At 73.3% G+C, this 25,059-nt stretch carries 25 protein-coding genes and 1 tRNA gene; 13 read left to right on the forward strand and 13 right to left on the reverse strand.

Going from position 1 to position 25,059, the window contains the following annotated elements; translation table 11 throughout:
* The first annotated feature begins 73 nt into the window (after positions 1-73).
* From DQ237_RS17420 to DQ237_RS17445, 6 genes are all read left to right on the forward strand, one after another.
* The gene (locus tag DQ237_RS17420; RefSeq protein WP_147251847.1) at positions 74-490 is read left to right on the forward strand and encodes a hypothetical protein; all 417 of its coding nucleotides are present in this window, start codon (positions 74-76) and stop codon (positions 488-490) included.
* Positions 491-606: 116 nt separating this feature from the next.
* Positions 607-975 (forward strand): hypothetical protein, encoded by a 369-nt coding sequence (locus tag DQ237_RS17425; protein ID WP_113801410.1) that lies wholly within the window; start codon positions 607-609, stop codon positions 973-975.
* Between the two features lie 38 nt (positions 976-1,013).
* Positions 1,014-2,027, forward strand: coding sequence for an NADPH:quinone reductase (locus DQ237_RS17430; protein WP_113801411.1), 1,014 nt, complete (start codon positions 1,014-1,016; stop codon positions 2,025-2,027).
* Positions 2,028-2,127: 100 nt separating this feature from the next.
* Complete coding sequence (locus DQ237_RS17435) at positions 2,128-2,493, forward strand: hypothetical protein (RefSeq protein ID WP_113801412.1); 366 nt, start codon at positions 2,128-2,130, stop codon at positions 2,491-2,493.
* 121 nt (positions 2,494-2,614) lie between these two features.
* Positions 2,615-3,133 carry a SigE family RNA polymerase sigma factor gene (locus tag DQ237_RS17440; protein WP_113801413.1) on the forward strand — a complete coding sequence of 173 codons (519 nt, stop codon included), beginning with the start codon at positions 2,615-2,617 and terminating at the stop codon, positions 3,131-3,133.
* A complete protein-coding gene (locus DQ237_RS17445) occupies positions 3,123-3,653 on the forward strand; it encodes a hypothetical protein (RefSeq protein WP_205730271.1) in 531 nt (176 codons plus the stop codon). Before DQ237_RS17440 ends, DQ237_RS17445 begins: the two co-directional genes overlap by 11 nt.
* Before the next feature lie 23 nt (positions 3,654-3,676).
* On the opposite strand, the gene DQ237_RS17450 is transcribed toward DQ237_RS17445, so the two are convergent.
* From DQ237_RS17450 to DQ237_RS17460, 3 genes are read right to left on the reverse strand one after another with little or no spacing between them, the layout of a single operon-like run.
* The gene (locus tag DQ237_RS17450; protein WP_113801414.1) at positions 3,677-4,828 is read right to left on the reverse strand and encodes an acyl-CoA dehydrogenase family protein; all 1,152 of its coding nucleotides are present in this window, start codon (positions 4,826-4,828) and stop codon (positions 3,677-3,679) included.
* Positions 4,828-6,909, reverse strand: a complete 2,082-nt coding sequence (locus tag DQ237_RS17455; RefSeq protein ID WP_113801457.1) for a biotin carboxylase N-terminal domain-containing protein — start codon at positions 6,907-6,909, stop codon at positions 4,828-4,830. The genes DQ237_RS17450 and DQ237_RS17455 overlap by 1 nt, the downstream gene beginning before the upstream one ends.
* A gap of 5 nt (positions 6,910-6,914) precedes the next feature.
* The gene (locus tag DQ237_RS17460) at positions 6,915-8,525 is read right to left on the reverse strand and encodes a carboxyl transferase domain-containing protein (protein WP_113801415.1); all 1,611 of its coding nucleotides are present in this window, start codon (positions 8,523-8,525) and stop codon (positions 6,915-6,917) included.
* Between the two features lie 88 nt (positions 8,526-8,613).
* Here DQ237_RS17460 and DQ237_RS17465 point away from each other — a divergent pair, with 88 nt between their 5' ends.
* Positions 8,614-9,210: a TetR/AcrR family transcriptional regulator gene (locus DQ237_RS17465; RefSeq protein ID WP_113801416.1), complete on the forward strand. Its 597-nt coding sequence runs from the start codon at positions 8,614-8,616 to the stop codon at positions 9,208-9,210.
* 9 nt (positions 9,211-9,219) lie between these two features.
* On the opposite strand, the gene DQ237_RS17470 is transcribed toward DQ237_RS17465, so the two are convergent.
* Together DQ237_RS17470 and DQ237_RS17475 are read right to left on the reverse strand one after the other, a co-directional pair.
* Positions 9,220-10,944, reverse strand: coding sequence for a hypothetical protein (locus DQ237_RS17470; RefSeq protein WP_113801417.1), 1,725 nt, complete (start codon positions 10,942-10,944; stop codon positions 9,220-9,222).
* Between the two features lie 154 nt (positions 10,945-11,098).
* Positions 11,099-12,283 carry a hypothetical protein gene (locus DQ237_RS17475; protein ID WP_113801418.1) on the reverse strand — a complete coding sequence of 395 codons (1,185 nt, stop codon included), beginning with the start codon at positions 12,281-12,283 and terminating at the stop codon, positions 11,099-11,101.
* Positions 12,284-12,440: 157 nt separating this feature from the next.
* Here DQ237_RS17475 and orn point away from each other — a divergent pair, with 157 nt between their 5' ends.
* Positions 12,441-13,088 (forward strand): oligoribonuclease, encoded by a 648-nt coding sequence (orn, locus tag DQ237_RS17480; protein ID WP_113801419.1) that lies wholly within the window; start codon positions 12,441-12,443, stop codon positions 13,086-13,088.
* An 89-nt stretch (positions 13,089-13,177) separates the two neighbouring features.
* Positions 13,178-13,253: transfer RNA gene (locus DQ237_RS17485), tRNA-His, on the forward strand.
* Between the two features lie 54 nt (positions 13,254-13,307).
* Here the strand turns inward: DQ237_RS17485 and DQ237_RS17490 are convergent.
* A complete protein-coding gene (locus DQ237_RS17490) occupies positions 13,308-13,763 on the reverse strand; it encodes a MarR family winged helix-turn-helix transcriptional regulator (protein ID WP_113801420.1) in 456 nt (151 codons plus the stop codon).
* Between the two features lie 447 nt (positions 13,764-14,210).
* On the opposite strand from DQ237_RS17490, the gene DQ237_RS17500 reads away from it, so the two are divergent.
* Positions 14,211-14,900, forward strand: coding sequence for a ZIP family metal transporter (locus DQ237_RS17500; RefSeq protein ID WP_113801422.1), 690 nt, complete (start codon positions 14,211-14,213; stop codon positions 14,898-14,900).
* A gap of 64 nt (positions 14,901-14,964) precedes the next feature.
* Here the strand turns inward: DQ237_RS17500 and DQ237_RS17505 are convergent, their stop codons facing one another.
* The 7 genes from DQ237_RS17505 to DQ237_RS17535 all read right to left on the reverse strand — a co-directional run bounded on the left by DQ237_RS17505 (position 14,965) and on the right by DQ237_RS17535 (position 22,244).
* On the reverse strand, positions 14,965-15,966 hold the full coding sequence (locus DQ237_RS17505) for an SDR family oxidoreductase (protein ID WP_113801423.1): 1,002 nt from the start codon (positions 15,964-15,966) through the stop codon (positions 14,965-14,967).
* 76 nt (positions 15,967-16,042) lie between these two features.
* Positions 16,043-17,908 carry a glycoside hydrolase family 15 protein gene (locus tag DQ237_RS17510; RefSeq protein ID WP_113801424.1) on the reverse strand — a complete coding sequence of 622 codons (1,866 nt, stop codon included), beginning with the start codon at positions 17,906-17,908 and terminating at the stop codon, positions 16,043-16,045.
* Between the two features lie 18 nt (positions 17,909-17,926).
* Complete coding sequence (locus tag DQ237_RS17515) at positions 17,927-18,979, reverse strand: glucose 1-dehydrogenase (protein ID WP_113801425.1); 1,053 nt, start codon at positions 18,977-18,979, stop codon at positions 17,927-17,929.
* A 148-nt stretch (positions 18,980-19,127) separates the two neighbouring features.
* Complete coding sequence (locus DQ237_RS17520; RefSeq protein WP_255411557.1) at positions 19,128-19,508, reverse strand: CBS domain-containing protein; 381 nt, start codon at positions 19,506-19,508, stop codon at positions 19,128-19,130.
* 98 nt (positions 19,509-19,606) lie between these two features.
* On the reverse strand, positions 19,607-20,137 hold the full coding sequence (locus tag DQ237_RS17525) for a copper chaperone PCu(A)C (RefSeq protein WP_113801427.1): 531 nt from the start codon (positions 20,135-20,137) through the stop codon (positions 19,607-19,609).
* Positions 20,138-20,470: 333 nt separating this feature from the next.
* Positions 20,471-21,469, reverse strand: a complete 999-nt coding sequence (locus DQ237_RS17530; RefSeq protein ID WP_113801428.1) for a potassium channel family protein — start codon at positions 21,467-21,469, stop codon at positions 20,471-20,473.
* Position 21,470: 1 nt separating this feature from the next.
* Entirely contained in the window at positions 21,471-22,244 is a 774-nt protein-coding gene (locus tag DQ237_RS17535; RefSeq protein WP_113801429.1) for a hypothetical protein, read from the reverse strand.
* A gap of 180 nt (positions 22,245-22,424) precedes the next feature.
* On the opposite strand from DQ237_RS17535, the gene DQ237_RS17540 reads away from it, so the two are divergent.
* Genes DQ237_RS17540 through DQ237_RS17550 form a run of 3 tightly spaced genes read left to right on the forward strand, consistent with a single transcriptional unit; the run spans position 22,425 to position 25,029 of the window.
* The gene (locus DQ237_RS17540; RefSeq protein WP_255411556.1) at positions 22,425-23,102 is read left to right on the forward strand and encodes a response regulator transcription factor; all 678 of its coding nucleotides are present in this window, start codon (positions 22,425-22,427) and stop codon (positions 23,100-23,102) included.
* Positions 23,099-24,496, forward strand: coding sequence for a HAMP domain-containing sensor histidine kinase (locus DQ237_RS17545; RefSeq protein ID WP_113801431.1), 1,398 nt, complete (start codon positions 23,099-23,101; stop codon positions 24,494-24,496). Before DQ237_RS17540 ends, DQ237_RS17545 begins: the two co-directional genes overlap by 4 nt.
* Positions 24,484-25,029, forward strand: coding sequence for a GerMN domain-containing protein (locus tag DQ237_RS17550; RefSeq protein WP_113801432.1), 546 nt, complete (start codon positions 24,484-24,486; stop codon positions 25,027-25,029). The genes DQ237_RS17545 and DQ237_RS17550 overlap by 13 nt, the downstream gene beginning before the upstream one ends.
* The last annotated feature ends 30 nt before the right edge of the window (positions 25,030-25,059 follow it).

The raw sequence follows: 25,059 nt of genomic DNA on the forward strand, positions 1-25,059 counted from the left end.
GCGTCGGCCGGCCGGCCCACGGCGACGAGTCCCCGCACCGGCCGTGTCGGAGGCGCTCACTAGCCTCGGGGGCGTGGGTCTGTTCGGCACGTTCTCCTACAGCGACGGTCGGTGGAGCACCGGCCGCCCGACCGCCGTGCCGTTCCTCATCGTCGACGTGCACGACAGCGGCTTCGCGACGGTGGACTACCGGAGAGCCGATGCCTCCGGTGGTCGCTTCTACCTCCGCTACGAGCCCCGCTTCTACTTCGACGACGCCGACGCCGCCGACCCGGTCGACGCACCCGCCGAGGCCGAGGGCTTCGCCGGCTGGGTGAGGGAGGCGACCGGCACCGCGATGGACCCAGCCGATGCGCTGGGGCTCCTGGCCTCGCCGGCCGGCGCGCCACCGGTCGACGAGGTGGTCGAGCTGACCGTCGAGCGCATGATCGCGCTCGCCGGGCTCCCGGCACTCGAGTGGCCGACCGACCCGCACGCCTACGCGGGCTGACCGCCCCCAGGGGACACGCCGGTTCCGCTTTCGCGCCATTCCCGGCTGTCGGCGCCCCGGATCCGGCACGATCCGCCTCCAGCGCGGCACGCGGCCGCATCTGGAGAGGAGCCGGCATGGTCGCCCCCGAACGACTGACCCTGCGCAACGTCTACCTGTACCTGGTCTGCCTGATCACGCTGGTGGTGAGCATCTTCGCCGCCGTCCAGCTGGTGCGCAGCGCCGTCGGGATCGCCTATCCCGACCCGGGCTACTACGGGTACTACCCGGAGGACCCGGAGATGGGCATGGACGAGGACGAGGTCCGCCGCCAGGAGGAGCTCGCCGAGGACTCGTTGCGCCGCCAGGAGATCCTCGACGTCGTCGGCGCCGGGACCACCCTGCTCATCGCGGGACCGCTGTACCTGTACCACTGGCGCCGGGTCCAGTCCGAGCTGCCGCCGCGTCCGGCCCCCGCCGTCCCGGCCGGGCCGCCCGTTCCCTGAGCACGCGTCAGGACCGCCGCACCGGGTAGGGGCCGGGCGTGCGAGCGATCTCCTACAGCCGTCCCGGTGGTCCCGACGTCCTCGAGCTGGTCGACCGGGCGGTGCCCGAGCCCGGACCGGGTGAGGTGCGGGTGCGCGTCGCCTTCTCCGGGGTGAACCCGACCGACTGGAAGTCCCGGTCCAGCGCTCAGCCCGGCCCCGAGGGCCAGGTCCCGAACCAGGACGGGTCGGGCACCGTCGAGGCGGTCGGGCAGGGCGTGGACCTCGCGATGGTCGGTCAGCGCGTGTGGATCTGGGAGGCGGCCTGGCAACGCCCGTGGGGCACGGCCGCCGAGCACACGGTCGTCCCGGCCCGACACGTGGTCCTGCTCGGCGAGGACCCCTCCTTCGAGCTGGGCGCGGCACTCGGCATCCCGTTCCTCACCGCACACCGCTGCCTCACGGTCGCCGAGTCGCTGCCCGACCGGCTGGGCCCGGGCACGCTGTCGGGGCACACGGTCCTGGTCCAGGGTGGCGCCGGAGCGGTCGGCAACGCGGCGATCCAGCTCGCCCGGTGGTCCGACGCGACGGTCATCGCCACGGTCAGCAGTGCGCGCAAGGCGCAGCTCGCGGCGGCGGCCGGCGCCGACCACGTCGTCAACTACCGCGACGAGGACGTCGTCGCCGAGGTCCGGAAGATCGCGCCGAAGGGTGTGGACGCCATCGTGGAGGTGTCGGCCGCGGTGAACGCCGCCGTCGACGCCCAGGTGATCGGCATGCACGGCGCCGTCGCCATGTACGCCGACGACGGCGGCGCGGAGGTGACCGTCCCGGTGCGCGCGCGGATGGGGCCGAACGCCCGCTGGCAGTTCGTGCTGGTCTACACCGAGCCGGAGCGGTCAAAGGTGCTCGGCATCGATGACGTCGCCACCGCGGTGGGCGACGGCGCGATCCGCGTGGGCGAGGACGCCGGCCTGCCGCTGCACGTGTTCCCGCTGGCCGAGACGGCGCAGGCGCACCAGGCCGTGCAGGACGGCGCCGTCGGCAAGGTGCTGATCGACGTCACCGCCTGACCGCCCGGTGCGCACTTGTCGGGGTCTCGCGCGCTCTGAGACGCCGACAAGTGCACTCTCGCACGGTCCGCGCCAGGCGTGGATCCGGAATTCTGGCGACATGCAGCAGACCGTTTACCTGAGCTCCCTCGAGAGCACCCGATTCGAGCCGGTTCGGGAGTGCCGTCTCCTCGAGACCCTCGCCTTCGAGACCGGAAAGGTGGCTGTTCGCGCCAGCCTGGACCCCCCGGTGCCCGGGCAGGACTTCGGCCGCGGCGACGACATCGACACCGTCGTGATCACCACTCGACACGAGGGGGCGTCTCTCGCACCGATCGACGAGTTCCCCTGTTTCGTCTTCATCGCGATTCCGCGGGTCGCGGGCCTGGAGCCGAGCAGCCCCCTGCGGTCCGACGATCTGGAGATCGTGGGGTGGGGTGAGCTGTATCGGTCCCACGAAGACGCCGCGGGCCACGTCTTCCGCTGAGCACGGCGCCCCCGTACGGCTGAACCACGGGGAGGTCGTCGAGAGCTCGTGTCAACCTGCGCCCGTTCGCGAGCGTTCTACAGGTAGGACCGCGGTAGGCGCGGTCGGAGGAGGCCTGGGGATGCTCGACAGCGAGCGTGTCGACGTCGTGGAGTCCGACGACGTCGCGCAGCTGTACGCCGAGCAGCGGGCATCGCTGCTCCGGCTCGCCTTCCTGCTCACCGGCGACCGCGGGCTGGCCGAGGACCTCGTCCAGGACGCGTTCCTGTCGCTGCACCGGCGGTGGGCCGACCTCTCCGACCGCTCCCGCATGCCGGCCTACCTGCGCACCGCCGTGGTCAACGGTGCCCGTTCGGCCCACCGCCGGAGACTGCGCCGTCATCCGGTCCTGCTGGAACCGCAGGAGAGCGGCGCCGCCGATGACGGCGTCCTGCTCGCCGAGGAGCACCGCACCGTGCTCGCGGCGGTGCGGCGGCTGCCCCGCCGCCAGCAGGAGGTGATGGTGCTGCGGTACTGGGCGGGCCTGAGCGAGGCCGAGATCGCCGAGTCGCTCGGGGTGTCCCGCGGCACCGTCAAGACCTGCGCGTCACGCGCCCTCGCCACGCTCACGCACCACCTGGGAGATCCCGATGTCCGCTGACCTGGAACGCCGTCTGGAGAGCGCCTTCTCCGCCTACGCCGACCTGGCCGGCGACACCTCGCGGCCGCTGGTCACCTCCGCACCCGACCCCGGATGGTGGGTCCGGTGGCGCGCCCCGCTGGCGGTCGCGGCCGCCAGCGTCGCCACGGTCACGGTGGCCGTGGGCCTGGGCCAGGGGAACGGCACGAGGAGCGGCTCTCCGGCCGCGCCGGTGACCTCCACGGCATCCGCCGGGCCGGAGGTGTCGCCCTCGCCGGAGGCACCGGCGATCTCCCCGATGCCCTTCCAGCTGTACACGCACTGCGGCATCGACGAGGCCAACATCGGCGGCATCTGGTTCGAGGCCGAGAGGCCGCACGTCATGGAGTACGGCCCGCCCGACGGTTGGGGCAACCCCTACCAGGCCGGGACCATGACCATGATCAGCCCGACGGAGGCGGTGTTCCGCGACGACGCGGGGCACGAGGTCCGGTTCCGGGTCCGCCCCGGTGCGACGGAGCCGAAGATCCTCTGCAACTGAGCCCTGCCCTCCTCGCCCACCCCTCAGCCGACGCCGAGGTCGCGAGCGATGAGCATCCGCTGCACCTCGGAGGTCCCCTCACCGATCTCCAGGATCTTGGCGTCGCGGTAGAAGCGGCCGACCGGGAACTCGTTCATGAACCCGTACCCGCCGTGCACCTGGGTGGCGTAGCGGGCGTTGTCCATCGCGACCTCGGAGCTGTAGAGCTTGGCGATCGAGGCCTCGCGCTTGAACGGCTCCCCGCGCAGCATCTTCTCCGCCGCCCGGTAGTAGGCCAGCCGCGCGGTGGAGGCCCGCACCTCCATGTCGGCGATCATGAACTGCACGGCCTGGTTGCGGCCGATCGGCTGCCCGAACGCCTCGCGCTGCGCCGCGTACTTCACCGACTCGTCCACGCAGCCCTGCGCCAGGCCCACCGAGAGCGCCGAGATCGCGATGCGCCCCTCGTCGAGGATGGAGAGGAACTGCGCGTAACCCCGGCCACGCGCGCCCAGGTTCTCCTCGGGCACCCGGCAGTCGTCGAACGACAGCTCACGGGTGTCCGAGGCGTTCCAGCCGACCTTCGAGTACCGCTGCCCCACGGTGAAGCCGGGCGTCCCCGACGGCACGATGATCGCCGAGATCTCCTTGCCGCCGTCGGGCCGCGTGCCGGTGACGGCGGTGACCGTGACCAGCCCGGTCAGGTCGGTGCCGGAGTTGGTGATGAACGCCTTCGAGCCGTTGATCACCCAGTGGCCGTCCTCCAGCCGCGCGGTGGTGCGGGTGGCGCCCGCGTCCGACCCACCACCGGGCTCGGTCAGCCCGAAGGCGCCCAGGATCTCCCCCGAGCAGAGCCGGGGCAGCCACTCCTGCTTCTGCTCCTCGCTGCCGAACCGGTAGATCGGCATCGCGCCCAGCGAGACGCCGGCCTCCACCGTGATCGCCATCGAGGAGTCGACCCGGGCCAGCTCCTCGAGCACCACGCACAGGTCGAAGTAGGTGCCACCGCCGCCGCCGTACTCCTCGGGGAACGGCAGCCCGAACAGCCCGAGCTCGCCCATCTGCCGCACGATCTGCGTCGGGAACTCGTCGCGCTCGTAGAACTCCCCGATCTGCGGGGCGATGACCTCCCGGGCGAACTCCTGGACGGTCTTCCGCAGCGCCTCGGTCTCGTCGCTGAGCCGGTAGTCCAACATCAGTTCTCCTCCTCGGGAGCCCGGGGCGTCACCACGGCCAGCCGCTCGTCCAGCGCGACCGTCTGGCCCGCCGTCACTCCGAGCTCGGTCACCGTCCCCGCGACGGGGGCGGTGAGCACGTGCTCCATCTTCATCGCCTCGACGACCAGCAGCGGGGTCCCCGCCTCCACCTGGTCGCCCACCTCGGCCCGCACCACCGTCACCGTGCCCGGCATCGGTGAGGTGACGACGCCGTCGCCCGCGGCCGCACCGGCCGACGACGCCAGGCGCTCCTGCTCGCGCACGGCCGTCACGTGCCCGTCGGCGGCCAGCCACACCGTGCCGCCCGCGTGCACGAGCGCGTAGGTGGTGGTGGACCCGTCGACGGTCACCGTCAGCCGGTCGCCGTCGCGCCGGGCGCCGGCCGCCAGCGGGCGCCCCTCGCCCACGGCCACCTCGGCGGCCGCCGACCGCCCGCGCACCCGCACGGTGACCGCCTCTCCCCCGGCGATCTGCAGGCGGCGCACCGTCCACGCCGGCTCCCCGAGCCGCCACCCGTCGGGCACGTCCCAGCGGTCGACCACCGGACCGGTCGGCTCCGCCTCGACAAGGAGCGCCAGCGCGGCCGCGGCGGGCACGTGGTCGGAGGGCGGCTGCGCCGTCGTCAGCTCGTCGCCGCGCCGCTCGATGAGCCCGGTGTCCAGCCGTCCGGCCGCGGCGGGCACGTGGTCGGAGGGCGGCTGCGCCGTCGTCAGCTCGTCGCCGCGCCGCTCGATGAGCCCGGTGTCCAGCCGTCCGGCCACGACGTCGTCGTCGGTGAGCAGCGCGCTCAGGAAGGCCGCGTTCGTCGTCACCCCGAGGACCGCCGTCCGCCCCAGCGCGCCGACCAGCCGGGCGCGGGCCGTCTCGCGATCGGGCGCCCAGGCGATGATCTTGGCCAGCATGGGGTCGTAGTCGGTCCCGACGACCGACCCGACCGCCAGCGAGCTGTCCACCCGGACCCCGGCGCCGGAGGGCTCCACCAGGCCGAGCACGGTGCCGGCCTGCGGCAGGAAACCGCGCGCCGGGTCCTCCGCGTAGAGCCGGGCCTCGATCGCGTGCCCGTCGAGTGAGACGTCGCTCTGCTCGACCGGCAGCCGCTCCCCCGCCGCGACCCGGATCTGCTGCTCCACGAGATCGAGCCCGGTGATCATCTCCGTGACCGGGTGCTCGACCTGGAGCCGGGTGTTCATCTCCAGGAAGAAGAAGTCCCGCGGACGGTCGGCGTCGACGATGAACTCGACCGTCCCGGCGCCCGTGTAGCCCACGGCCTTCGCCGCCTCCACGGCAGCGCGGCCCATCGAGGCGCGCATCGCCGTGTCCAGCAGTGGCGACGGTGCCTCCTCGATCACCTTCTGGTGCCGGCGCTGGAGGCTGCACTCCCGCTCGCCGAGGTGGACGACGGTGCCGTGCGCGTCGCCGAGCACCTGCACCTCGATGTGCCGGGAGTTGCCGACGTACCGCTCGACCAGCAGCGTGTCGTCGCCGAAGGAGCCGCTGGCCTCCCGGCGGGCCGCGGCGATCGCCTCGGGCAGCTCGCCGGCCGAACGCACGACACGCATGCCCTTGCCACCACCACCGGCGCTGGGCTTGAGCAGCACCGGGAAGCCCACCTCGACCGCGGCCGCGGCGACCTCGTCGTCGTCCATCCCCGGTTCGGTCCGCCCCGGGACCACCGGCACGCCGGCCGCCGTCACGGTCTGCTTGGCGCGGATCTTGTCGGCCATCGCCTCGATCGCGGCCACCGGCGGACCGATGAAGACCACGCCGGCCTGCTCGCAGGCCCGGGCGAAGTCGACGTTCTCCGACAGGAAGCCGTAGCCGGGGTGGATCGCCTGCGCCCCGGTTGCCGCGGCGGCCTCCAGCACCCGCTCGATCGAGAGGTAGCTCTGCGCCGCCGGTGCCGGGCCGATCCGGACGGCGACGTCGGCCAGGCGGGTGTGCAGCGCCCCGGCGTCGGCGTCGCTGTACACCGCGACCGAGCGGATGCCCATCTCGCGCAACGTGCGGATCACCCGGACGGCGATCTCGCCGCGGTTGGCCACCAGGACTGTCTGGAACATGTCGCTCACATCCGGAAGACGCCGTAGCCGACGTCCTCCAAGGGCGCGTTGGCGCAGGCGGACAGGGCGAGGCCGAGCACGGTGCGGGTGTCGGCAGGGGCGATGACGCCGTCGTCCCAGAGCCGGGCGGTGGCGTAGTACGGGTGACCCTGGTGCTCGTACTGCTCGCGGATCGGCGCCTTGAACGCCTCTTCCTCCTCGGCCGGCCACTCCTCCCCGCGGGCCTCGATGCCGTCGCGGCGGACGGTCGCCAGCACCGAGGCGGCCTGCTCCCCGCCCATCACCGAGATGCGGGCGTTGGGCCAGGTGAACAGGAACCGGGGCGAGTACGCGCGGCCGCACATCGAGTAGTTGCCGGCGCCGAACGAGCCACCGATCACGACGGTCAGCTTGGGCACCCGCGCGCAGGCGACGGCGGTGACCATCTTGGCGCCGTGCTTGGCGATGCCGCCGGCCTCGTAGTCGCGCCCGACCATGAAACCGGTGATGTTCTGCAGGAAGAGCAGCGGGATCCTGCGCCGGTCGCACAGCTCGATGAAGTGCGCGCCCTTGAGCGCGGACTCCGCGAACAGCACGCCGTTGTTGGCGATGATCCCGACCGGGTGGCCGTGCAGCCGGGCGAAACCGGTGACCAGCGTCTGCCCGTAGAGCGGCTTGAACTCGGCGAAGCGGCTGCCGTCGACCAGCCGCGCGATGACCTCGCGGACGTCGTAGGGCGTGCGCGGGTCCGGCGGCACGACCTCGGTCACCGACCCCGGGTCGTAGGCGGGCTCCTCGACCGGCTCGACCTCCCACGGCCGGGGCTCCCGCGGGCCGAGGGTCGACACGATCTGCCGGACGATCTGGAGCGCGTGCGCGTCGTCGTCGGCCAGGTGGTCGGTGACCCCGCTGACCCGGCTGTGCAGGTCTCCCCCGCCCAGGTCCTCGGCGGTCACCACCTCACCAGTGGCCGCCTTCACCAGCGGTGGCCCACCCAGGAAGATCGTGCCCTGGTCGCGCACGATGACGCACTCGTCGGCCATCGCCGGCACGTACGCGCCACCCGCCGTGCACGAGCCCATCACCGCCGCGATCTGCGGGATCCCGGCCTTGGAGAGGTTCGCCTGGTTGAAGAAGATCCGGCCGAAGTGCTCGCGGTCGGGGAAGACCTCGTCCTGCATCGGCAGGAACGCCCCGCCGGAGTCGACCAGGTAGATGCAGGGCAGCCGGTTGTGCAGCGCCACCTCCTGCGCGCGCAGGTGCTTCTTCACCGTCATCGGGTAGTAGGTGCCGCCCTTGACGGTGGCGTCGTTGGCCACGATCACGCACTCCCGGCCGCTCACCCGCCCGATGCCGCTGATGATCCCGGCGGCCGGCGCCTCGCCGTCGTACATGCCGTGAGCGGCCAGGGCGGAGAGCTCGAGGAACGGGCTGCCCGGGTCGAGCAGCGCGTCGACGCGCTCGCGCGGCAGCAGCTTGCCGCGGGCGGTGTGCCGCTCGCGGGCGCGCTCACCCCCGCCGAGCGACACCCGCCGCAGCTGACCGGCCAGGTCGGCCACCAGCTCGGCGTGCGCCGCTGCGTTCCGGGCGGCCGCATCCGCGGGGGCCTGGGCACGGGGTAGCACCGGTGCGTCCACGGTCGGATGTTAACGGCGGTTCACGCCCGCGGTCCACTCCCCCCGCCGAGGGGTTAACCGGTGTTCACGCCCGGGCTAGCATCCCGGCATGACCTCGACGCGGGACGCGGCCCTGCACGCCGACGTCGACCGCCCGTCGCGGCGGGAGCAGATCCTGCAGGCCGCGGCGCAGCTGTTCGCCGAGCGCGGCTCGCGCTCGGTCGGCGTCGACGACGTCGGCGCCGCGGTGGGGGTGACCGGTCCGGCGATCTACCGCCACTTCGCGAGCAAGGACGCGATGCTGGCCGAGATGCTGCTGCTCATCAGCGAGCGATTGCTCGACGGCGGGCGGGAGCGGGTCGCCGCGGCGGGCGCCGACCCCCGGGCCCAGTTGCGCGCGCTCGTGGACTTCCAGGTGCAGTTCGCGCTGGACAACCCCGCGCTGATCGTCGTCCACGACCGCGACCTGGCCTCGCTGCCGGAGAACGAGGCCGGCCAGGTCCGCCGGCTGCAGCGCCGTTACGTGGAGGTCTGGGTGGCCGTGCTCGCCCGCCTGCACCCCGGGGCCGAGGCCGCGGCCTGCCGGGCGCGCGCGCATGCCGTCTTCGGGCTGATCAACTCCACGCCGCACAGCGCGGGGCGGCTCGACCGCGCGGCCATGGCCGCGCTGCTGACCAGCATGGCCTGGGCCGCCGCGACCGCCTGAGCGGCGCCGTCAGGGAACGGGCAGGGCCAGCGCCGCGGTGGCGACGGCATCGACGGCCGCGGCGTCCCCCGCTCGCGCCGGGTCCGACCAGGAGCTCTCGACGATGGTGACCGTCGGCCCCGAGATCGCACTGGCGTACTCGGCCGACGTCAGCCTGTCCGGAGCGCCGTCGTAGGTGATGCCCTCGCGCAGCAGGTCGCTGACGTTGCCGCTGCCGTTGCTGTCGGCCAGCGCGCGCAGGCGCCGCGCGGTCGCCGGATCGGCCATCGTCACCCGTGACACGGAGACCACCACCGGAGCGCCCTCCACGCTGGCCGAGTACAGCGCCCGGGAGAGACCGACGCAGTCGGTGGTCTCCAGGAAGGCGGCCACCTCGCCGTAGGCGTGCCCGGCGCAGGTGTCGTCGGTCTGCACCCGCTCGACGGTGAACCGGGTGCCCCCGGCCACCGCCACGTCGCCGGGCACGGGCCCGGCCGGCGTCGTGGGACCGGCCGTGGCGTCGCCGCCGTCGGGACCACCCCGGCCGTCGCCGGAGAACGCGAGCCAGGCCCCGAGCACGCAGACGAGGACCACCGCGGCGACGGCGGCGGCCACGAGCGCCCACCGCCGTCGATCGGTCGGGCCCCGGTCACCCGGTTCCTCGCCCCGTCCCGAGGGCATCGGACCCCACGCCGGGGAGAGCGGCGGTCGCTGCGGGGGCTCGGCCGGGGGCGCGACGACCGGCTGCACCGCGGTCCGCACCGGAGCGGGGGCGGCGGCCGGCGGCGCGGGATCGGCAGGCGCGGCGCCGAACAGGCCGCCGATCCCCGCGTCCGCACCCGGCGGCGACGCCGGGCCGTCGACCGCCACGGTGTCCCGTTGGCCGGTCAGGTGCGCCGCCTGGGTCGGGGGCGCCGCGGCGGAGACCGCGGCGGCGTTGGCCGAGGCGACCGACGCCGCCACGGCTCGGGCGACGGCCGTGGCGCTGAGCGGGTCGGCGCCGTCCTGGACCGGCTCCCCGTCGGGTGTCGAGGGGGCCGAGGGGTCGGCCAGCAGCGGTGAGGCGGCCATGGCGGCCGGCGTGAGCAGCTGCGGTCGCCGCAGCACGTAGGGCGAGTAGGGGAAGGACTCCCCGTTGAGCTCCTCCACGGTGGGTCCGCGGCCGGGCAGCTCCAGGGCCAGGAGGGCCGCGCGGACGTCGGCCGTCGTCCAGAGCCGGGGGTTGTCGACCCCGGCGTGCCGGCTGGCGCGGGCGATGGCCAGCAGCAGCGACCGGGGGTCGAGGGTGGCGACGTGGTCGCCCTCACCCAGGTCGCCGTCGGCGGGGACCAGGCCGGTGACCTCGCCGACCAGGACGGTCAACCGGGCGATCCGGCCGGGCTCGAGCCCGGCGCGGCGCAGCTTCATCGCGGTGTCCATGCCGGCGCGCATCAGGCCGTCCAGCGGGCTGGATCCACCGCCGGCCAGCTGCAGCACCTGGGTGGGGCCGCCCTCGGGGCCGATGCTCCACGAGCCCTCCGGCGTGGCGGTCACGACGCCGGACTGGCGGAGGACCTCCACGACGCGGATGACGGCGATCCCTTCCGGGACCATCAGCACGGCATCGGACTGACGTCGTCCGAGCGGGCCGTCCACGAGGGGCACGGACGCGACGACGGCCGCGCGCACCGAGGCACCGGTGTCCCACCGCGAGAGCTCGCCGAAGAAGGCGCGCTCCCCCGCCGTCTGCAGCGGCTCGGGGGTCAGGACCAGCACGACGTCCTCCGGGCGATCGGGTACGCGGTCGCAGGCCGACGCCCGTCCGGAGGGGCGTGGAAGCCGATCCGGTGGGCGCCCCCCGTGACGCAGCCGGGTTCGACGCTACGTCATCGGGGACGGCTCTCCGGCGTTCCGCGCCGGGCGCGGCGGGTCAGACGGAAGCGCGCTCCGGCCGGGCCACCGACTCGTCGGCGACCCGCCACCGGGTCAGCCAGGCGCTGCGCGCCAGCAGGTCGACCACCGTCCACGCCAGGGCGAAGCCGACGGCGACGGGCAGCCCGGACCACCAGTTCCACGGCGGCAGGAGACCGAGGGACTCCAGCGGGAAGGCCGCCCCGTAGACCGCGCCGGTCACCACCAGCCCGGCGGCCCAGCCCGGGACCTCCCGGGTGACGGCGAGGTCGACGAGCACCGCACCGAGGATCAGCACGACCGGCAGCACCGAGGGCGGGAAGCCCATGGCGACCAGGCCGAGCCACATCACGCCGCGGTAGCCGAGGTACACGACCGCGATCGTCGTCGCCGTCCAGCGCAGGCCGACGACCTTGCGGGCGACCAGCAGCGAGAGCAGCCCGGCGCACACCAGCCAGGTCGGGTGCACCCATGACGGCACCGGCAGCATGAACATGGTCGGGGTCTGCCCCTGCGAGGCGGCGAAGTCCAGCAGCGAGGGCTCGGCCGTCGTGCGCCCCGCCCGGTAGGCCTCCAGGGACAGCACCCCGTACTCCTGGTGCTGGTTGGGGAAGACGACGTTCTCCACGAAGAACAGCCACAGGCCCAGCGAGACCAGGTCGCGGAGCCGGCCGGGCGCGGCGTACAGCCACCAGCCGCGCAGCGCGCCGGCCAGCATGATCGCCGTGCCCAGGTACAGCAGCGCGTGGCTGGGACTCCAGCTGGTGATGTCCAGGCCGTTGATGCGGTGGTTGACGATGTCGACCGGGATCGCGACGAGGAAGGTCCCGATGCCGACCTGCATCAGCCGCAGCGCCCGGCGGTCGACGCCGTACCCGCTGTAGCTGTGGAAGAGCACCAGCACGACGACGACGGCGGTGCCCACGGTGTTGAGCAGGTGCGGGGGCGCCAGGTCGTCACGCAACCACTTGAAGTGCCACGAGACGTCCCACGACGAGCCCAGCATCTTGAGCAGGAAGGCGCCGAGCCAGGCGGTGTAGATCCACCGCAGCTCCGTCTGGTCGGTGGGACGCCCGGGGCGACCCGGCGTCATGTACGCCGCCCAGAGCCAGCGGAGCAGGGCCACCGGGTGGGCCAGACCGGCGCGGAGCGTGCCCGGGGCCTGGGGGACGGAGGTCGCGGCGGGCGCGGGTGCAGTCGACACGGGAATGCTTCCTGACGTGGGTCGTTCCGGCGACCCTAGCCGTGATCCCGGTCATTGCCGAGGCCTTCGGCCCGCGTCGCGGGGTGCGATGCGCCAGCGCGCGGACACGTGGGGTGAGCGGGGCAGGAGCAACACGCGGTGCGTACTGTGAGCCGACGTGGCGGAGAGCGCGGGACACCTGGTCTGGATCGACTGCGAGATGACCGGCCTGGACCTCACCAAGGACAAGCTCATCGAGGTCGCGGTGCTGATCACCGACTCCGAGCTCAACGTCCTGGACGCGGGGCTGGACCTGATCATCTCCGCCGACGACGCCGACCTCGACGGCATGACCGACTTCGTCAAGGAGATGCACGCCAAGTCCGGGCTCACCGACGAGGTCCGCGCCGCGACGCTCACCGTCGCCGAGGCTGAGCAGCAGATCCTCGCCTACGTGAAGCGCTTCGTCCCCGAGCGCCGGACGGCGCCGCTGTGCGGCAACTCGATCGGCACCGACCGCGGCTTCCTCGCCCGCGACATGCCCGAGCTCGACGACCACCTGCACTACCGGATGGTCGACGTCTCCTCGGTCAAGGAGCTGGCGCGGCGCTGGTTCCCCCGCGTGTACTTCGCCCAGCCGGCGAAGGGGCTCGCCCACCGCGCGCTGGCCGACATCATCGAGTCGGTGCGGGAGCTGGCCTACTACCGCAAGACCCTGTTCGTGCCGGCGCCCGGCCCGAACAGCGATCAGGCGAAGAGCGCCGCGGAGCAGGTCGTGGGCTCGTTCGGCGCGTTGCTGACCGACGGCGACCCCGGCTCCGCCTGACCCCTCCCGGTCCCCTCGGCGGGGCGCCGACCGGCCTCCGGTATCGTTGCTCCGTTCCCTCCGGGCGCTCGCGCCCGGGTGGAGACGCGGTGGGTGTAGCTCAGCTGGTAGAGCACCAGGTTGTGATCCTGGGTGTCGCGGGTTCGAGCCCCGTCACTCACCCCACGTGGAGGCCCTGGTCGGTTCGCCGACCGGGGCCTCCGTCCGTTCCAGCCCGGATCAGGTGGCGTCAGCGCCACCGCTCGGGCCGGGGACGAAGGCCTCGAGCGCGGACGCCACCGCGTCCGCGCGCTCGGCAGGCAGGTTCGCGATCACGGACCTGATGCGCGACAGGCGCAGGTCGTCGTACCGGTCCAGCGTCGCCTCGCCCAGGTCGCTCAGCCACAGGCTGAGCTCTCGGCCGCTCGTCGTGGAGGTCCGCTTGTCGACGAGGCCGGCTGCCACGAGGCGGTCGACGAGCCGACTGGTGACCGAGACCGAGACGCCCATGCCACGGGCGAGTTCACCGAGGTTGACCCCGGGCTGCTGGTGGAGCAGCGTCACCGCCCGGAGCTGGACGGCGGAGACCGTGCCGATCTCGTCGGCGGCCTCCATGGACACCCCCATCGCGAGACGCAGAGCGCCGAGCAGCACCTGGTCCGACGGCGCCCGCGACTGGGCCCCCTGCTCCGTCATCGGGCGCCCTCCCGGCTCCTGGCCCCGCCGGGTGTCCCCTGCGCACACCCTCGACGGTGTCTCGATCTTGTCATACGGCAACCGTGCCGGGGCAGCATCGGACCGAGCGACCGCGGAGAGGCGGGCCGACCCTCGGCATGCAATTCTTGTCCTACGACAACTGTGCCGAGGAGTTGCAGTGCCGATCCGGCTCACCACCCGCCTCCGGGGGCCGCTCTGCGGTGACGCCCCCGTGCTCGGCACATCCGTCGCCGGGCTCGATCCCGTGCCGCAGGTGGCCCTCGTCCCGGTGACGACCTCCCGGCCCTGCACCGGCAGGCTGCTGCTCGCGGACGACGTGTTCGCACGCGAACGATCCGACGTCGCCTGCGTCCTCCGACGAGGGGGGACCGCCCCCTCCTCCGCAGCCACATCCGGCGCGGAGCGGCCTCGGGTCGGTGGGACCTGATGCTCCGGATCCTGCTCTTCGCGGTCGGCGCGTCGCTGCCCCTGTTCCTGGGTGCGGCGCTCGGCGTCGTGTGGTCCCCACCCCGCAAGCTGCTCGGCATCCTGATGGTATTCGCGACCGGGGCCCTGCTGAGTGCCGTTGCCTACGAACTGTTCCTCGAGAGCCAGTCGATGACCGGCACCCTCGGCGCGGCGGTGGGCTTCGCGGGGGGCGCGGCCACGTTCGTGCTCGCCGACACCCTCATCGACCACTGGAACCGTGCCAGCGGCGGAGTGGGCTTCGCCCTTCTCGCGGGCACCACGATGGACGGCCTGCCGGAGAACGCTGCGCTCGGGGTGACCTTGACCGAGGGAGGCAGCATCGCTCTGCTCGCGGCGATCTTCATCTCCAACTTCCCGGAGTCCCTCGGTGGCGCGGTGCAGATGCGGCAGCACGGACGCAGCAGGCGGTCGGTGCTGATCATCTGGGCGGTCGCGACCGTCGCCCTGGCCGCGGCGGTCGTCGCCGGGCGCTGGCTCCTGGCACCCCTGGGCACGGGCGCCGTCGCGGTTCCGCTGGCCTTCGCCGGCGGTGCCGTGCTGGCATCGGTCGTCGACGCCCTCGCCCCGGAGGCCTTCCGCGAGGGCGGTCCCCTCATTGCCCTGGCCAGCGCCGCGGGCTTCATCGCCGACTTCACCCTGGGGCACTGACGCGGTAGCCCCGGTCAGAGTGCATGCGGGCAGGCGCCCCCGGATCCGCCGCGCTGGTAACGGGTCAGCGGCCGGCCCGTCGCCCCAGCACCAGACAGCCGATGAGCGCGACGGCCGTGGCGACAGTCCCGTGGTGCCGCGACGCCCACAGTTGCGGATCCCAGGAGACGGTGCGCGCGCTGAAGCGACCGGAGGTCCCGAAGTCGCGGCCGCCGGGCCCGTCCGCCGGGGCGAACAGGTTCGCCGGGGTGTCGGCGCCCCGGGGCTCGTCGGTCTGCTGGGCGGCGAATCCGGTGCGGGCCAGGTAGCGGTCGAGCAGCCCGGGCGGGACCGCGTTGGCCGCGAGCGTCGCCGCCGTGCTCGAGCCGACCCAGTACTCCCGCCGTCGAGGGTGGTCTGCGGCGTGGACGACCATGCGCGCGACCATCTCCGGCGAGTAGATGGGCGGCACGGGCTGGGGCATCCGCGGCAGCCGGGACAGCACCCACGAGAACTGCGGCGTGTCGACCGCGGGCATCTGCACCATGGTCACGCGCACGTCGCTCCGCTCGTGCAGCAGCTCGCACCGAAGCGCCTCGTGGAATCCCTGGATCGCGTGCTTGGCGCCGCAGTAGGCGGTCTGCAGCGGAATGCCGCGGTAGGCCAGCGCCGACCCGACGTGCACGATCGTCCCCGCGTTCCGGGCCTTCATCCGCGGGAGCACGGCCTGGGTGGCGTAGACGTACCCGAGGTAGGTGACCTCCGTCGTGCGACGGAACTCCTCGGGCGAGATCCGGTCGAACGGCGCGAACACCGACGTGAACGCGACGTTCACCCAGACGTCGATCGGGCCCGCGAGGTCCTCCATGACGCCGACGGCAGTGCGGACGGCGTCCGGGTCGGCGACATCGAGGGGCAGCACGACCGGACGTCCGCCGGCTCGTTCGACCTCCTCGGCCACGCCCCGCAGCCCTTCCTCGCCGCGGGCGATCAGCCCCACCGTGGCACCGCGGGCGGCGAAGCGGTGGGCCACCGCACGGCCGATCCCGGCGCTGGCGCCGGTGACGACCACGACCTGTGCGTCCATCAGCGGTTCTCCTTCGCGTGGAACGGGTGAGCAGCTGCAGTCCACCGCCGCCCGACGGGCGCCGGGAAGGCGGCGGTCACTGCACGACCTGGGTGCCGCCGGCGTCAGCCGGCGATCGGCCGGTGGACCGCGGGGATGCCTGGGTGTCGTGTGCGGCGCGGGTCCCGCTCAGGTGGCGTGCCGTGTTGACCAGCCCCACCAGGCTGAAGGCCTGCGGGGTGTTCCCGAGCTGCCGGCCGGAACGGGGGTCGTACTCCTCGGCGAGCAGGCCCACGTCGTTGCGGAGACCGAGCAGCCGGGTGAACAGCTGCTCGGCCTCTGCTCTCCGGCCGATGCCCGCCAGTGCGTCGGCCAGCCAGAAGCTGCAGGCCAGCAACGCGCCCTCGATCCCGGGCAGCCCGTCCACGCGGCCGTCGGCGTCCGGCCGGTAGCGCAGCAGGAACCCGTTCTCCGTCAGTTCGCGTTGCACCACCTCGACGGTGCCCACGACCCGCGGGTCCGCCCAGTCGAGGAACCCGACACGAGGGATCAGCAGCAACGCCGCATCCACGCCACGAGAGCCGTAGAACTGGGTGAACGTTCCCCGCTCGGCGTCGAAGCCGTGGGCGCAGACGTCCTCGTGGATGTCCGCGCGCAGCCGGCGCCACCGGTCGACCGGGCCCTCCACACCGAATCGCTCGACGGCCTGCACCGCGCGATCCACCCCCGCCCACGCCATCACCTTCGAGTGGACGAACTGGCGGCGAGGACCGCGCACCTCCCACAGGCTGTTGTCCGGTTGGTCCCAGGAACCTTCGAGGAAGTCGAGCAACGCACGCTGCAGGTCCCACGCGTCGTCCGACCCCTGCAGTCCGGACGTCCTCGCCAGGTGCAGACCGTCGAGGACCTCGCCCCACACGTCCAGCTGGAACTGCGCCGCCGCAGCGTTCCCCACGCGCACGGGGGCCGACCCCTCGTACCCGGCCAGCCACCCGATCTCGACCTCCGGCATCCGGCGCGATCCGTCGAGGGCGTACATGATCCGCAGGTCCGCCGGATCGCCCGCGACCGCGCGCAGCAGCCAGTCCCGCCACGCCCGCGCCTCCGCGAGGTACCCGGTGCCCAGCAGGGCCTGGAGCGTGAAGGTCGCATCCCGGAGCCAGCAGAACCGGTAGTCCCAGTTCCGCGGACCGCCGAGCTGCTCGGGGAGGGACGTCGTCGCCGCGGCCAGGATCCCGCCGGTCGGCGCATAGGTCAGCGCCTTCAGCGTGAGGAGGGCACGCCGGACCGCCTCCGGCCACCGCCCCGCGTAGTCGCAGTGGTCCATCCACCCCGACCAGAACTCCAGCGTCTCCTCCAGGGCCGTGCCGGCCTCGGCCTGCCGAGGAACGGGCAGGTGGGAGGGGGCGTAGGTGAGCACGAAGGGAATGCGGTCACCAGCCGCGACCACGAACTCGGCGGCGATGTGGGGTCTCCGGCCCGGCCCGGGAGCGACGTGCCCCAGTGCGACCGGCGCGTTCACCCACACCGCGTCCGGCCCGGCCACAGCGGCGACCTGACCATCGATCGTGCGCACCCAGGGCACGACGTGCCCGTAGTCGAACCGGAGCAGCAGCTCCGTGCGCATCGGCACGTGGCCGCTGACCCCCTCGACCACCCGGACGACGTCGGCCGCCTCACCGCGGGGCGGCATGAAGTCGGTGACGCGCACGGTTCCCGAGTCCGTCTCCCACTCCGTGTCGAGCACGAGGGTGTCGCCCCGGTAGGACCGGCGCGTGCAGGTACCACCCGACACCGGTGCCAGCAGCCAGCGGCCGGCCCGCTCGTCGTCCAGCAACGCCGCGAAACATGCGGGCGAGTCGAATCGGGGCAGGCACAGCCAGTCGATGGACCCGTCGCGGCCGACGAGGGCGGCCGTCTGCAGGTCACCGATCAGTCCGTAGTCCTCGATCCGGCCGACCATGGTTGCCCTCCTCGGCGATCAGGCGTCGAGCCGGAGGACGACCTTGATGTCGTCGTCGTGCGGCTCCAGGGCGCTGGCGAAGTCCTCCAGCGGCAGGCGTCGGGTGATCAGCCGGCCCAGCCACTCGGCATCGGCGGCGCCGAGCGCGTCCGCTGCCAGCCGGTAGTGGTCCAGGTTGGCGTTCACCGACCCGAGGACGACGTCGTTCTGCAGCACCATGTCGCGGTTCAGCCGGCCGGCATCCAGCTCGGTGCGCCGGCCGGCTGCGGAGACCCCCGTGAGACACGTGATGCCGTACCCACCGGTCGACGCCATCGCGTCGATGACCAGCGGCGCGGCCCCGGTCGCCTCGACCACGATGTCCGGCAGCGCACCCGCGACCGCGCTCGCGAAGCCGTCGCAGTGGTACGTCGCGCCGAGGTCCTCGACGAGCTCGGGCTTGGGTCCGCTACGGACTCTGTCCAGGACGTGCACGTCCAGCCCTCGCTGCACACCGAGGAGCGCAGCGAGCAGTCCGATCGGCCCGGCGCCGGTGACGAGCACCCGCTCCGGCGAGAACCAGGACCGCGCACCGACCCGTTCGATCTGGTCCCAGGCCTTCGCCACGACGCTCGCCGGTTCGAGCAGCACCCCCACCTCGTGGAGGCTCGGATCCAGGCGTACGGCGTAGTCCTGCTCGACGGTCCACACGTCGCTGCCGTAGCCGTCGAGGGACTTGATCCCCCGTTCGGTGTACCGGCCGTTGCGGCACATGTCGAACTGTCCGTGGGCGCAGGCGCCGCAGGGAACCGGGTCGGGTCGCCGGACGACGCCGACGACGAGGTCTCCGGTGGTGAACGGCGAGCCGGGTGGGGCTTCACGCACCCGGCCCAGCGATTCGTGACCGAGCACCAGCCGTTGCGCCCCCGCCGGAGCCCATCCGTACCCGCCGGCGACGATCTCCCTGTCCGTGCCGCAGATCCCGATCGCGAGGCCGTCGACGAGCAACTCGTCGTCACCGCGGCCAGGGTCTGGCAGGTCGTCGATGGATGCAGAGGCCGCCGTACCGGGTCGGACCGTGAGCGCACGCACCGTGCCCCCTTCCGTCGCATGTCCGGACGGGCAGCCCCGAGGAGGACTCGCCCGCTCACTTGCTATATGACAACAGTACTCGCCGGAAGGCATCTCGGAGCCGTCGCGCGGGGGGGTCCGGAAGGGCGGCTCCCGCAGATCGATCCGCTCACCCCGGAAGCCTCGCGGCTGCTCTCGCGCGCACGCCGGCATCGCTGCAGAAGCCGGTACGACTGCGTTTCAGGCACACCAGGCCCACGAGCCGGCCGGCGTCGTCGACCACGGCCAGCCGCCGCTCCCCGCGCTCCACCAGACGGCGGTGCACAGCCGCGGCCGAGTCGGTGGGACGCACGGTCCGGCCGACCACGGTGGACCACGGCAGCGCCGGTGACGACGCCGGCGCGGCGTCGGGCACGTCCTCCCGCAGCAGCGCGCCGCGCAACGAGCCCTCGTCGGCCAGCAGCACCATCACGACGTGGTCGTCCTGGAACTGACGACGGACCTCGCCGACCACGACGTCGACCCCCAGGACCTTCGGCCCGGTGACCATCACGTCCGCCACCGACCGCGCGGACGCGCGCCCCGCACGGTTCCGGGCCGCACCCGGCCCCCTCGGACCCCGGAACGCCGGGCGGCCAGGACTCCCGCTCACGCGTCGGTGGGATCGTCAGCGGGGTCCGGGAAGTCGTACGGCTGCCCGGAGTCCTGCCCCTCGGCCGCGACCATCGCATCGATGGTGACCTCCCCCGCCTTCTCGAAGACGAACGTCACCGGTATCGACGCCGAGGACCGGAGCGTGGTGCTCAGGTCCTCCAGCACGACGGACGGCGCTCCCTCCGCGCCCACGTAGACGTTGTCGTTCGCCGGGACGGGGATGCTCCCCGGTTCGCCGTCGACCAGGAGGGCGCCGTCGGCGAAGTCTGGCCCGCGGACGGCCACCAGGTCGTCGTCGGTCGTGCCGGTGTTCGAGATGCCCGCGTACAGGGGAACGTCCTCACCCTGCTCGTAGACGCCGTCGGCCGGGTAGGCCAGCTGCACCTGCAACAGCTTCAGGTCGGCGGTGACGGCCTCGTCCGGACCGACCGCGCCGCTGTCGTCGACCTCCGGGGTCTCCGCGCCGCAGGCGGTGACCAGAAGAGCAGCAGCGAGGACGACCAGCGACCGTCGCTGGGTTCTCATGTCGGGTTCCCTTCACTCGGTGGACCGTCGGCCGGAGGGGCGTGTCGGGCCGTCGTCGTGCAGCGCCACCGCGGCCGGCGGGTCCTCGCCCGGCGCGTGTCGGACGCGGCGGTGACGCACCGTCGGGCGGGCGTGCCCCGCGGGTCCGGGCAGGGGTTCGCGGCCACGTCGCTGGCTCCTTCCCGACTGCCGGCGTGGTGAGAACCTGCCCCGGCCCCGCGGTCGATAACGGCGCCGCCGCCTTCTGTCACGGAACTGACATGCGGGTACGACGGCCATCCGCGGGGGTGGCATCGGGAACGACATGGGATGCACCGCCGTGGCCGAGCGCGGTCACGGCCAGGACCAGCCCGCTCCGTGGACGAGCCACTGGAGGTCGCTCCGGCGTCCGGCCTCGGCGACCAGTCGATCGTCCAGTCGGGCGGGCGGGCCCAGTGGGATGCCCACCGCCCGAAGCGGCGCCACCGACGGCGACGGCGGAGGTCGTTCCCCCTGCCCCGGGGCCGAGGTGCCGCTCACGGTCTGCACGTAACGGGCGACGAGCCGGCGCACCTGCCGGACGGCCAGCGGGTCGGGCGCCACCGACGGCTCCACCGCGGCCTCGAGCAGGAGCAGGGCGTCGTCGAGCACGGCGATCGCCACGGGGGCGGATTCCTCCGGTGCCCGGCTGCGGAAGTAGTGCAGGACGGGGTAGGCGAAGTGCTGCTGCGCGACGGTGGCGAGCGGACCGCTCAGACCGAGCAGCTGCTGGACGAAGGCCGGACCGAACCGGCCGCCGGTCCACGCACCGGCCACCACCTCCCCTGCGGTGGCCCCCAGCGCATGGATCTGGGCGGCCAGCGCCCGCCGCGAGACGACCGCCGAGACCACCGAGAGCAGATAGGTGATGGCCAGGGTCACCAGCACCAGCCCGCCGAAGCTCGCCGCCGCCGTCAGGATGCGCCAGCCCGGGGAGTCGGCGACGAAGTCGCCGACTCCGAGGGTGAAGACGGCGTATCCCGCGTAGTAGAAGACGTCGCCGGCACCCGCTGCCGCGCCGGTCCCGGCGTTCTCCACCGCACCGCTCCCCAGGAAGACCAGCCACCATCCGATCCACGTGGCGGCCACCCAGAGCAGCACGGTCAGCACCAGCAGGGCCGGCCCGACGTCGGCGAGCAGCACCGAGCGGCTCCCGCGCGGGCGGAGCCGCAACGACCGCCGCCACAGGACGCGCAGGACGCGGCGGGTGATCGGCCCCGCCCCCTCGCCGAGGGTCAGCGTCGTCGCCAGGACGTCGACGAGCACCGCGAGGACCAGCAGGACGCCCAGACCGATCTCGGCTGCCCGGACCACCTCACTCCCCCAGCGCCGTCACCGCGGTGAGCAGCGACGCGTACACGACGAGCCCGGTGAGGAACCAGCCGAAGCTGGACCGTCCTGTCGAGGGCAGCTCCTCCTTGAACACGTTGAGCAGGATCGACCCGCCGAGCAACGCGGTGAGCAGCGCGACGACCACCGTGCTCGTGGGCGCGAACAGGGCGTCCAGCGCCCAGCCGAGCAGCAGTCCGGTCGCGAGCAGAGCCCGCCCGCTACGGGGGAAGCGGTGCGGGTAGTGCTCCTCCAGCGAGCGGTCGGTGAGCACGAAGTGCAGGCCCATCGCGATGGCGAACAGGACCGCGAACGCCACACCGGTGCGCAGTCGCAGGGCCATCGTGTAGGTGATCAGCGCGTTGTAGACCATGAAGGACCCCAGGTGCAGCCAGTAGACCCCTGCCGGCTCGCGGGCCGCTCCCCCGGTGGCCGACCGGGCCCTGGCCAGGCGCTCCAGCCCGTAGAACGCCGCGAACCCGACGAGCGCGACGAGGAAGATCCCCAGGTCCAGCAGCGGCGTCGGTCGGAACACGTCCCGGAGCGCCTCGCCGAACGCCTCGTTGCCCTCCGCCAGCTCGGGCAGCAGGTGCAGGAAGACGTAGGCGACCGCCAGCCCGCCGGCGAAGGAGCCGGTCACCCGTTCGGGGACGAACGGCAGCCGCCGGATGCGCGGGGCTGCCAGGTGCAACGCGACCAGCAGCACGCTGATGACCAGCGCACCCACCACCGAGCTCGTCGTCGTGAGATCCCCGTCCACCCCGTGCCCTCCTGCCGTCGACCGCCGACCAGCTGGCGTTCCCACGTCACCGCGACGTAGACCGGCGGGTCATGACAGATGCATGACGATCGGCGGAGGCGCCGCGGCCCCGCGGGGAGGCGGGTGCACAGTTCGGACGTGGACCGTTCAGGCTCTGCGCTCGCGGGCACACTTCCCGATGTGCCGCAGTCGGTTCTGGTGATCGAGGACGACGCCCGCATCCGCCGCGTGGTCGAGATGACCCTGCAGCGCGAGGGGTTCGAGGTGAGCGAGGCGGCCTCCGGGGAGGAGGGTCTGGCACGACTGGGCGGACGGCCCTTCGACGTCGTGCTGCTGGACCTGAGGCTGCCCGGCATCGACGGCTTCCAGGTGTGCCGCGAGATCCGGAAGACCAGCACGACACCGGTCATCATGCTGACCGCCCGGTCGGACAGCGACGACGTCGTGGCCGGGCTCGAGGCGGGCGCGGACGACTACGTCACCAAGCCGTTCGTCCCGAAGGAGATCGTCGCGCGGGTCCGCGCCGTCGCCCGGCGCACCCGAGGTGCAGGTGAGCCACCGACGATCGTCGTCCAGGGCATCGAGGTGTCGCCGCTCGCCGGCACCGTCACCCGCGACGGTGTCCCCATCGAGCTGACCAAGACCGAGCTCCGCCTCTTCGTGGAACTCGTCGCCGACCGTGGCCGGGTCCTGAGCCGTGAGGAGCTCCTCCAGCGGGTGTGGGGCTACGACTACTTCGGCGACTCCCGGCTCGTCGACGTCCACGTCCGCCGGCTGCGCAAGAAGGTCGAGTCCGACCCGGCCCGACCGCAGGTGGTCACGACGGTGCGGGGCCTGGGCTACCGAGTGCCGGCATGAGAGCCGGCCGGTGGCCCGGCACCCTGCGCGGCCGGGCCACCCTGGCGTTCACGACCGTGGCCGTCGTGCTGAGCGTCGTCCTCGCCGTCGGGGTCTGGCTCGGCGTCTCGCGCTACCTGCTCCTCGGCCGGGAACGGGCCACGCTGGCGCAGACGACGGCGAACGCCGGACAGGTCGAGCGTGCGTCCGGTGCCGCCGGCCTCTCCCCCGAGCAGTTGCTGTCCCAGCTCCCCCGGGAGACCGGATCGACATCGCTGCTGGCCGACGGCGACCGGTGGATCACCACGTCCTTGGGCATCGGCCGCGAGGACCTGCCCCAGGGGCTGCGGGAACTGGTCCTCGACGGCACCCCCGCCCGCCAGCGGTTCGACGTCGACGGTCAGCCGGTCCTGGGCATCGGCCTCCCGCTCGGCGCGCCCGGCGGCGGGTACTTCGAGGTGTTCCCGCTCGACGAGCTGGACCACACCTACCGGGTGCTCTCCGGCGTGCTCGCCGGCGCCGTCGTCGCGGTGGTCCCCACGTCACTGCTGATCGGGAGCTGGGCCACCCGCCCGACGCTCCGCCCGCTGGACCGCGTGGCCGGCGCAGCGGCCGCGATCGCGGCCGGCGACCTCACCGCGCGCATCGATCCCCAGGACGATCCAGCCCTCGCGCCGATCGCGCGGTCGTTCAACGCCACCGTGGAAGCGCTGGAGCAACGGGTGCTCAGCGACGCCAGGTTCGCCGCCGACGTGAGTCACGAGCTCCGCAGCCCCCTCACCACGATCCTCGGGTCGCTGGCGCTGCTGGAGGCCTACGAGGACCACCTGCCCGCGGACGGACGGGAAGGCCTCGCGCTGCTCCGCGCGGAGGTCTCCCGGTTCGAGCGGCTGGTCGCGGATCTCCTGGAGATCTCCCGCGCCGACGCCGGCGCCGAGGACGCGGTGCTGGAGGACGTCCGCCTGGCCGACCTGGTCACCGAGTCCCTGTCCCGACGGCAGGCCAGCGGCGGGCACGCCGTCCCCCTGGTCGTCGCACCCGACGCGCGCACGGCCGTGGTGCGCGCCGACAAGCGCCGCCTGGAACGAGTCCTGGGCAACCTGGTGGAGAACGCGGAGAAGCACGCCGGCGGTGTCACAGCGGTCCGGATCGAGGCAGACGTCACCGATGCCCGCGTGCTGGTGGACGACGCGGGCCCCGGCGTGCCCGAGGACGAGCGGTCCCAGGTCTTCGAGCGGTTCGCGCGCGGCCGCGACACCTACCGCGCCCGGTCCGACGGTGCCGGGCTGGGACTGTCCCTGGTGGCCCGGCACGTGGCAGCGATGGGGGGCAGCGTCTCGCTCACGGACAGTCCCGAGGGCGGGGCGCGTCTGACCGTCACCCTGCCCCGCCAGGAGGAACCGTGCGACGACTGACGGTGTGGTGCCTCGTCGCGCTGACGGCTCTCGCCGGATGCGGCGTACCGGAGCAGACGGCGCCGGAACCGCTCGCCGTCGAGGCCCCGGAGCCCGCGCCCGCCACCGAGCCCACCGTGGACGACGGCGCCGTGCGGCTGTGGTTCGTCCGCGGGCGTCAGCTGGAAGCGGTGTCCAGGCCGGTGGGCCCGGCCGACGTGCACGCCACCCTGGACCTCCTCGCCGCCGGGCTGACCCCGGACGAGGTCGCGGCCGGGTTGCGGACGGCCCTCGCTCCCCAGACCCTGCGGCACACTGGTCCGACGCCGGACGACCCCGTGGTGACGCTGGCGGTCACCCGCGAGTTCACCGGCCTCGTCGGTGCGAACCAGCAGCTCGCCGTCGCCCAGATCGTCTGGACGGTCACCGAGTTCCCCGGAGTGGAGGAGGTCCGGTTCAGCGTCGACGGCCGTCCGCTGGAAGTGCCCACCGACGACGGGCTCACCGATCAGCCGGTCGATCGGGACGACTACGGGTCGGTGGCTCCCCGGTGAGGGCGGATCGCGCACGCCCGGGCGCCGGGA

This window comes from Blastococcus sp. TF02-8 (assembly GCF_003319175.1).
Classification (GTDB): Bacteria; Actinomycetota; Actinomycetes; order Mycobacteriales; family Geodermatophilaceae; genus Blastococcus.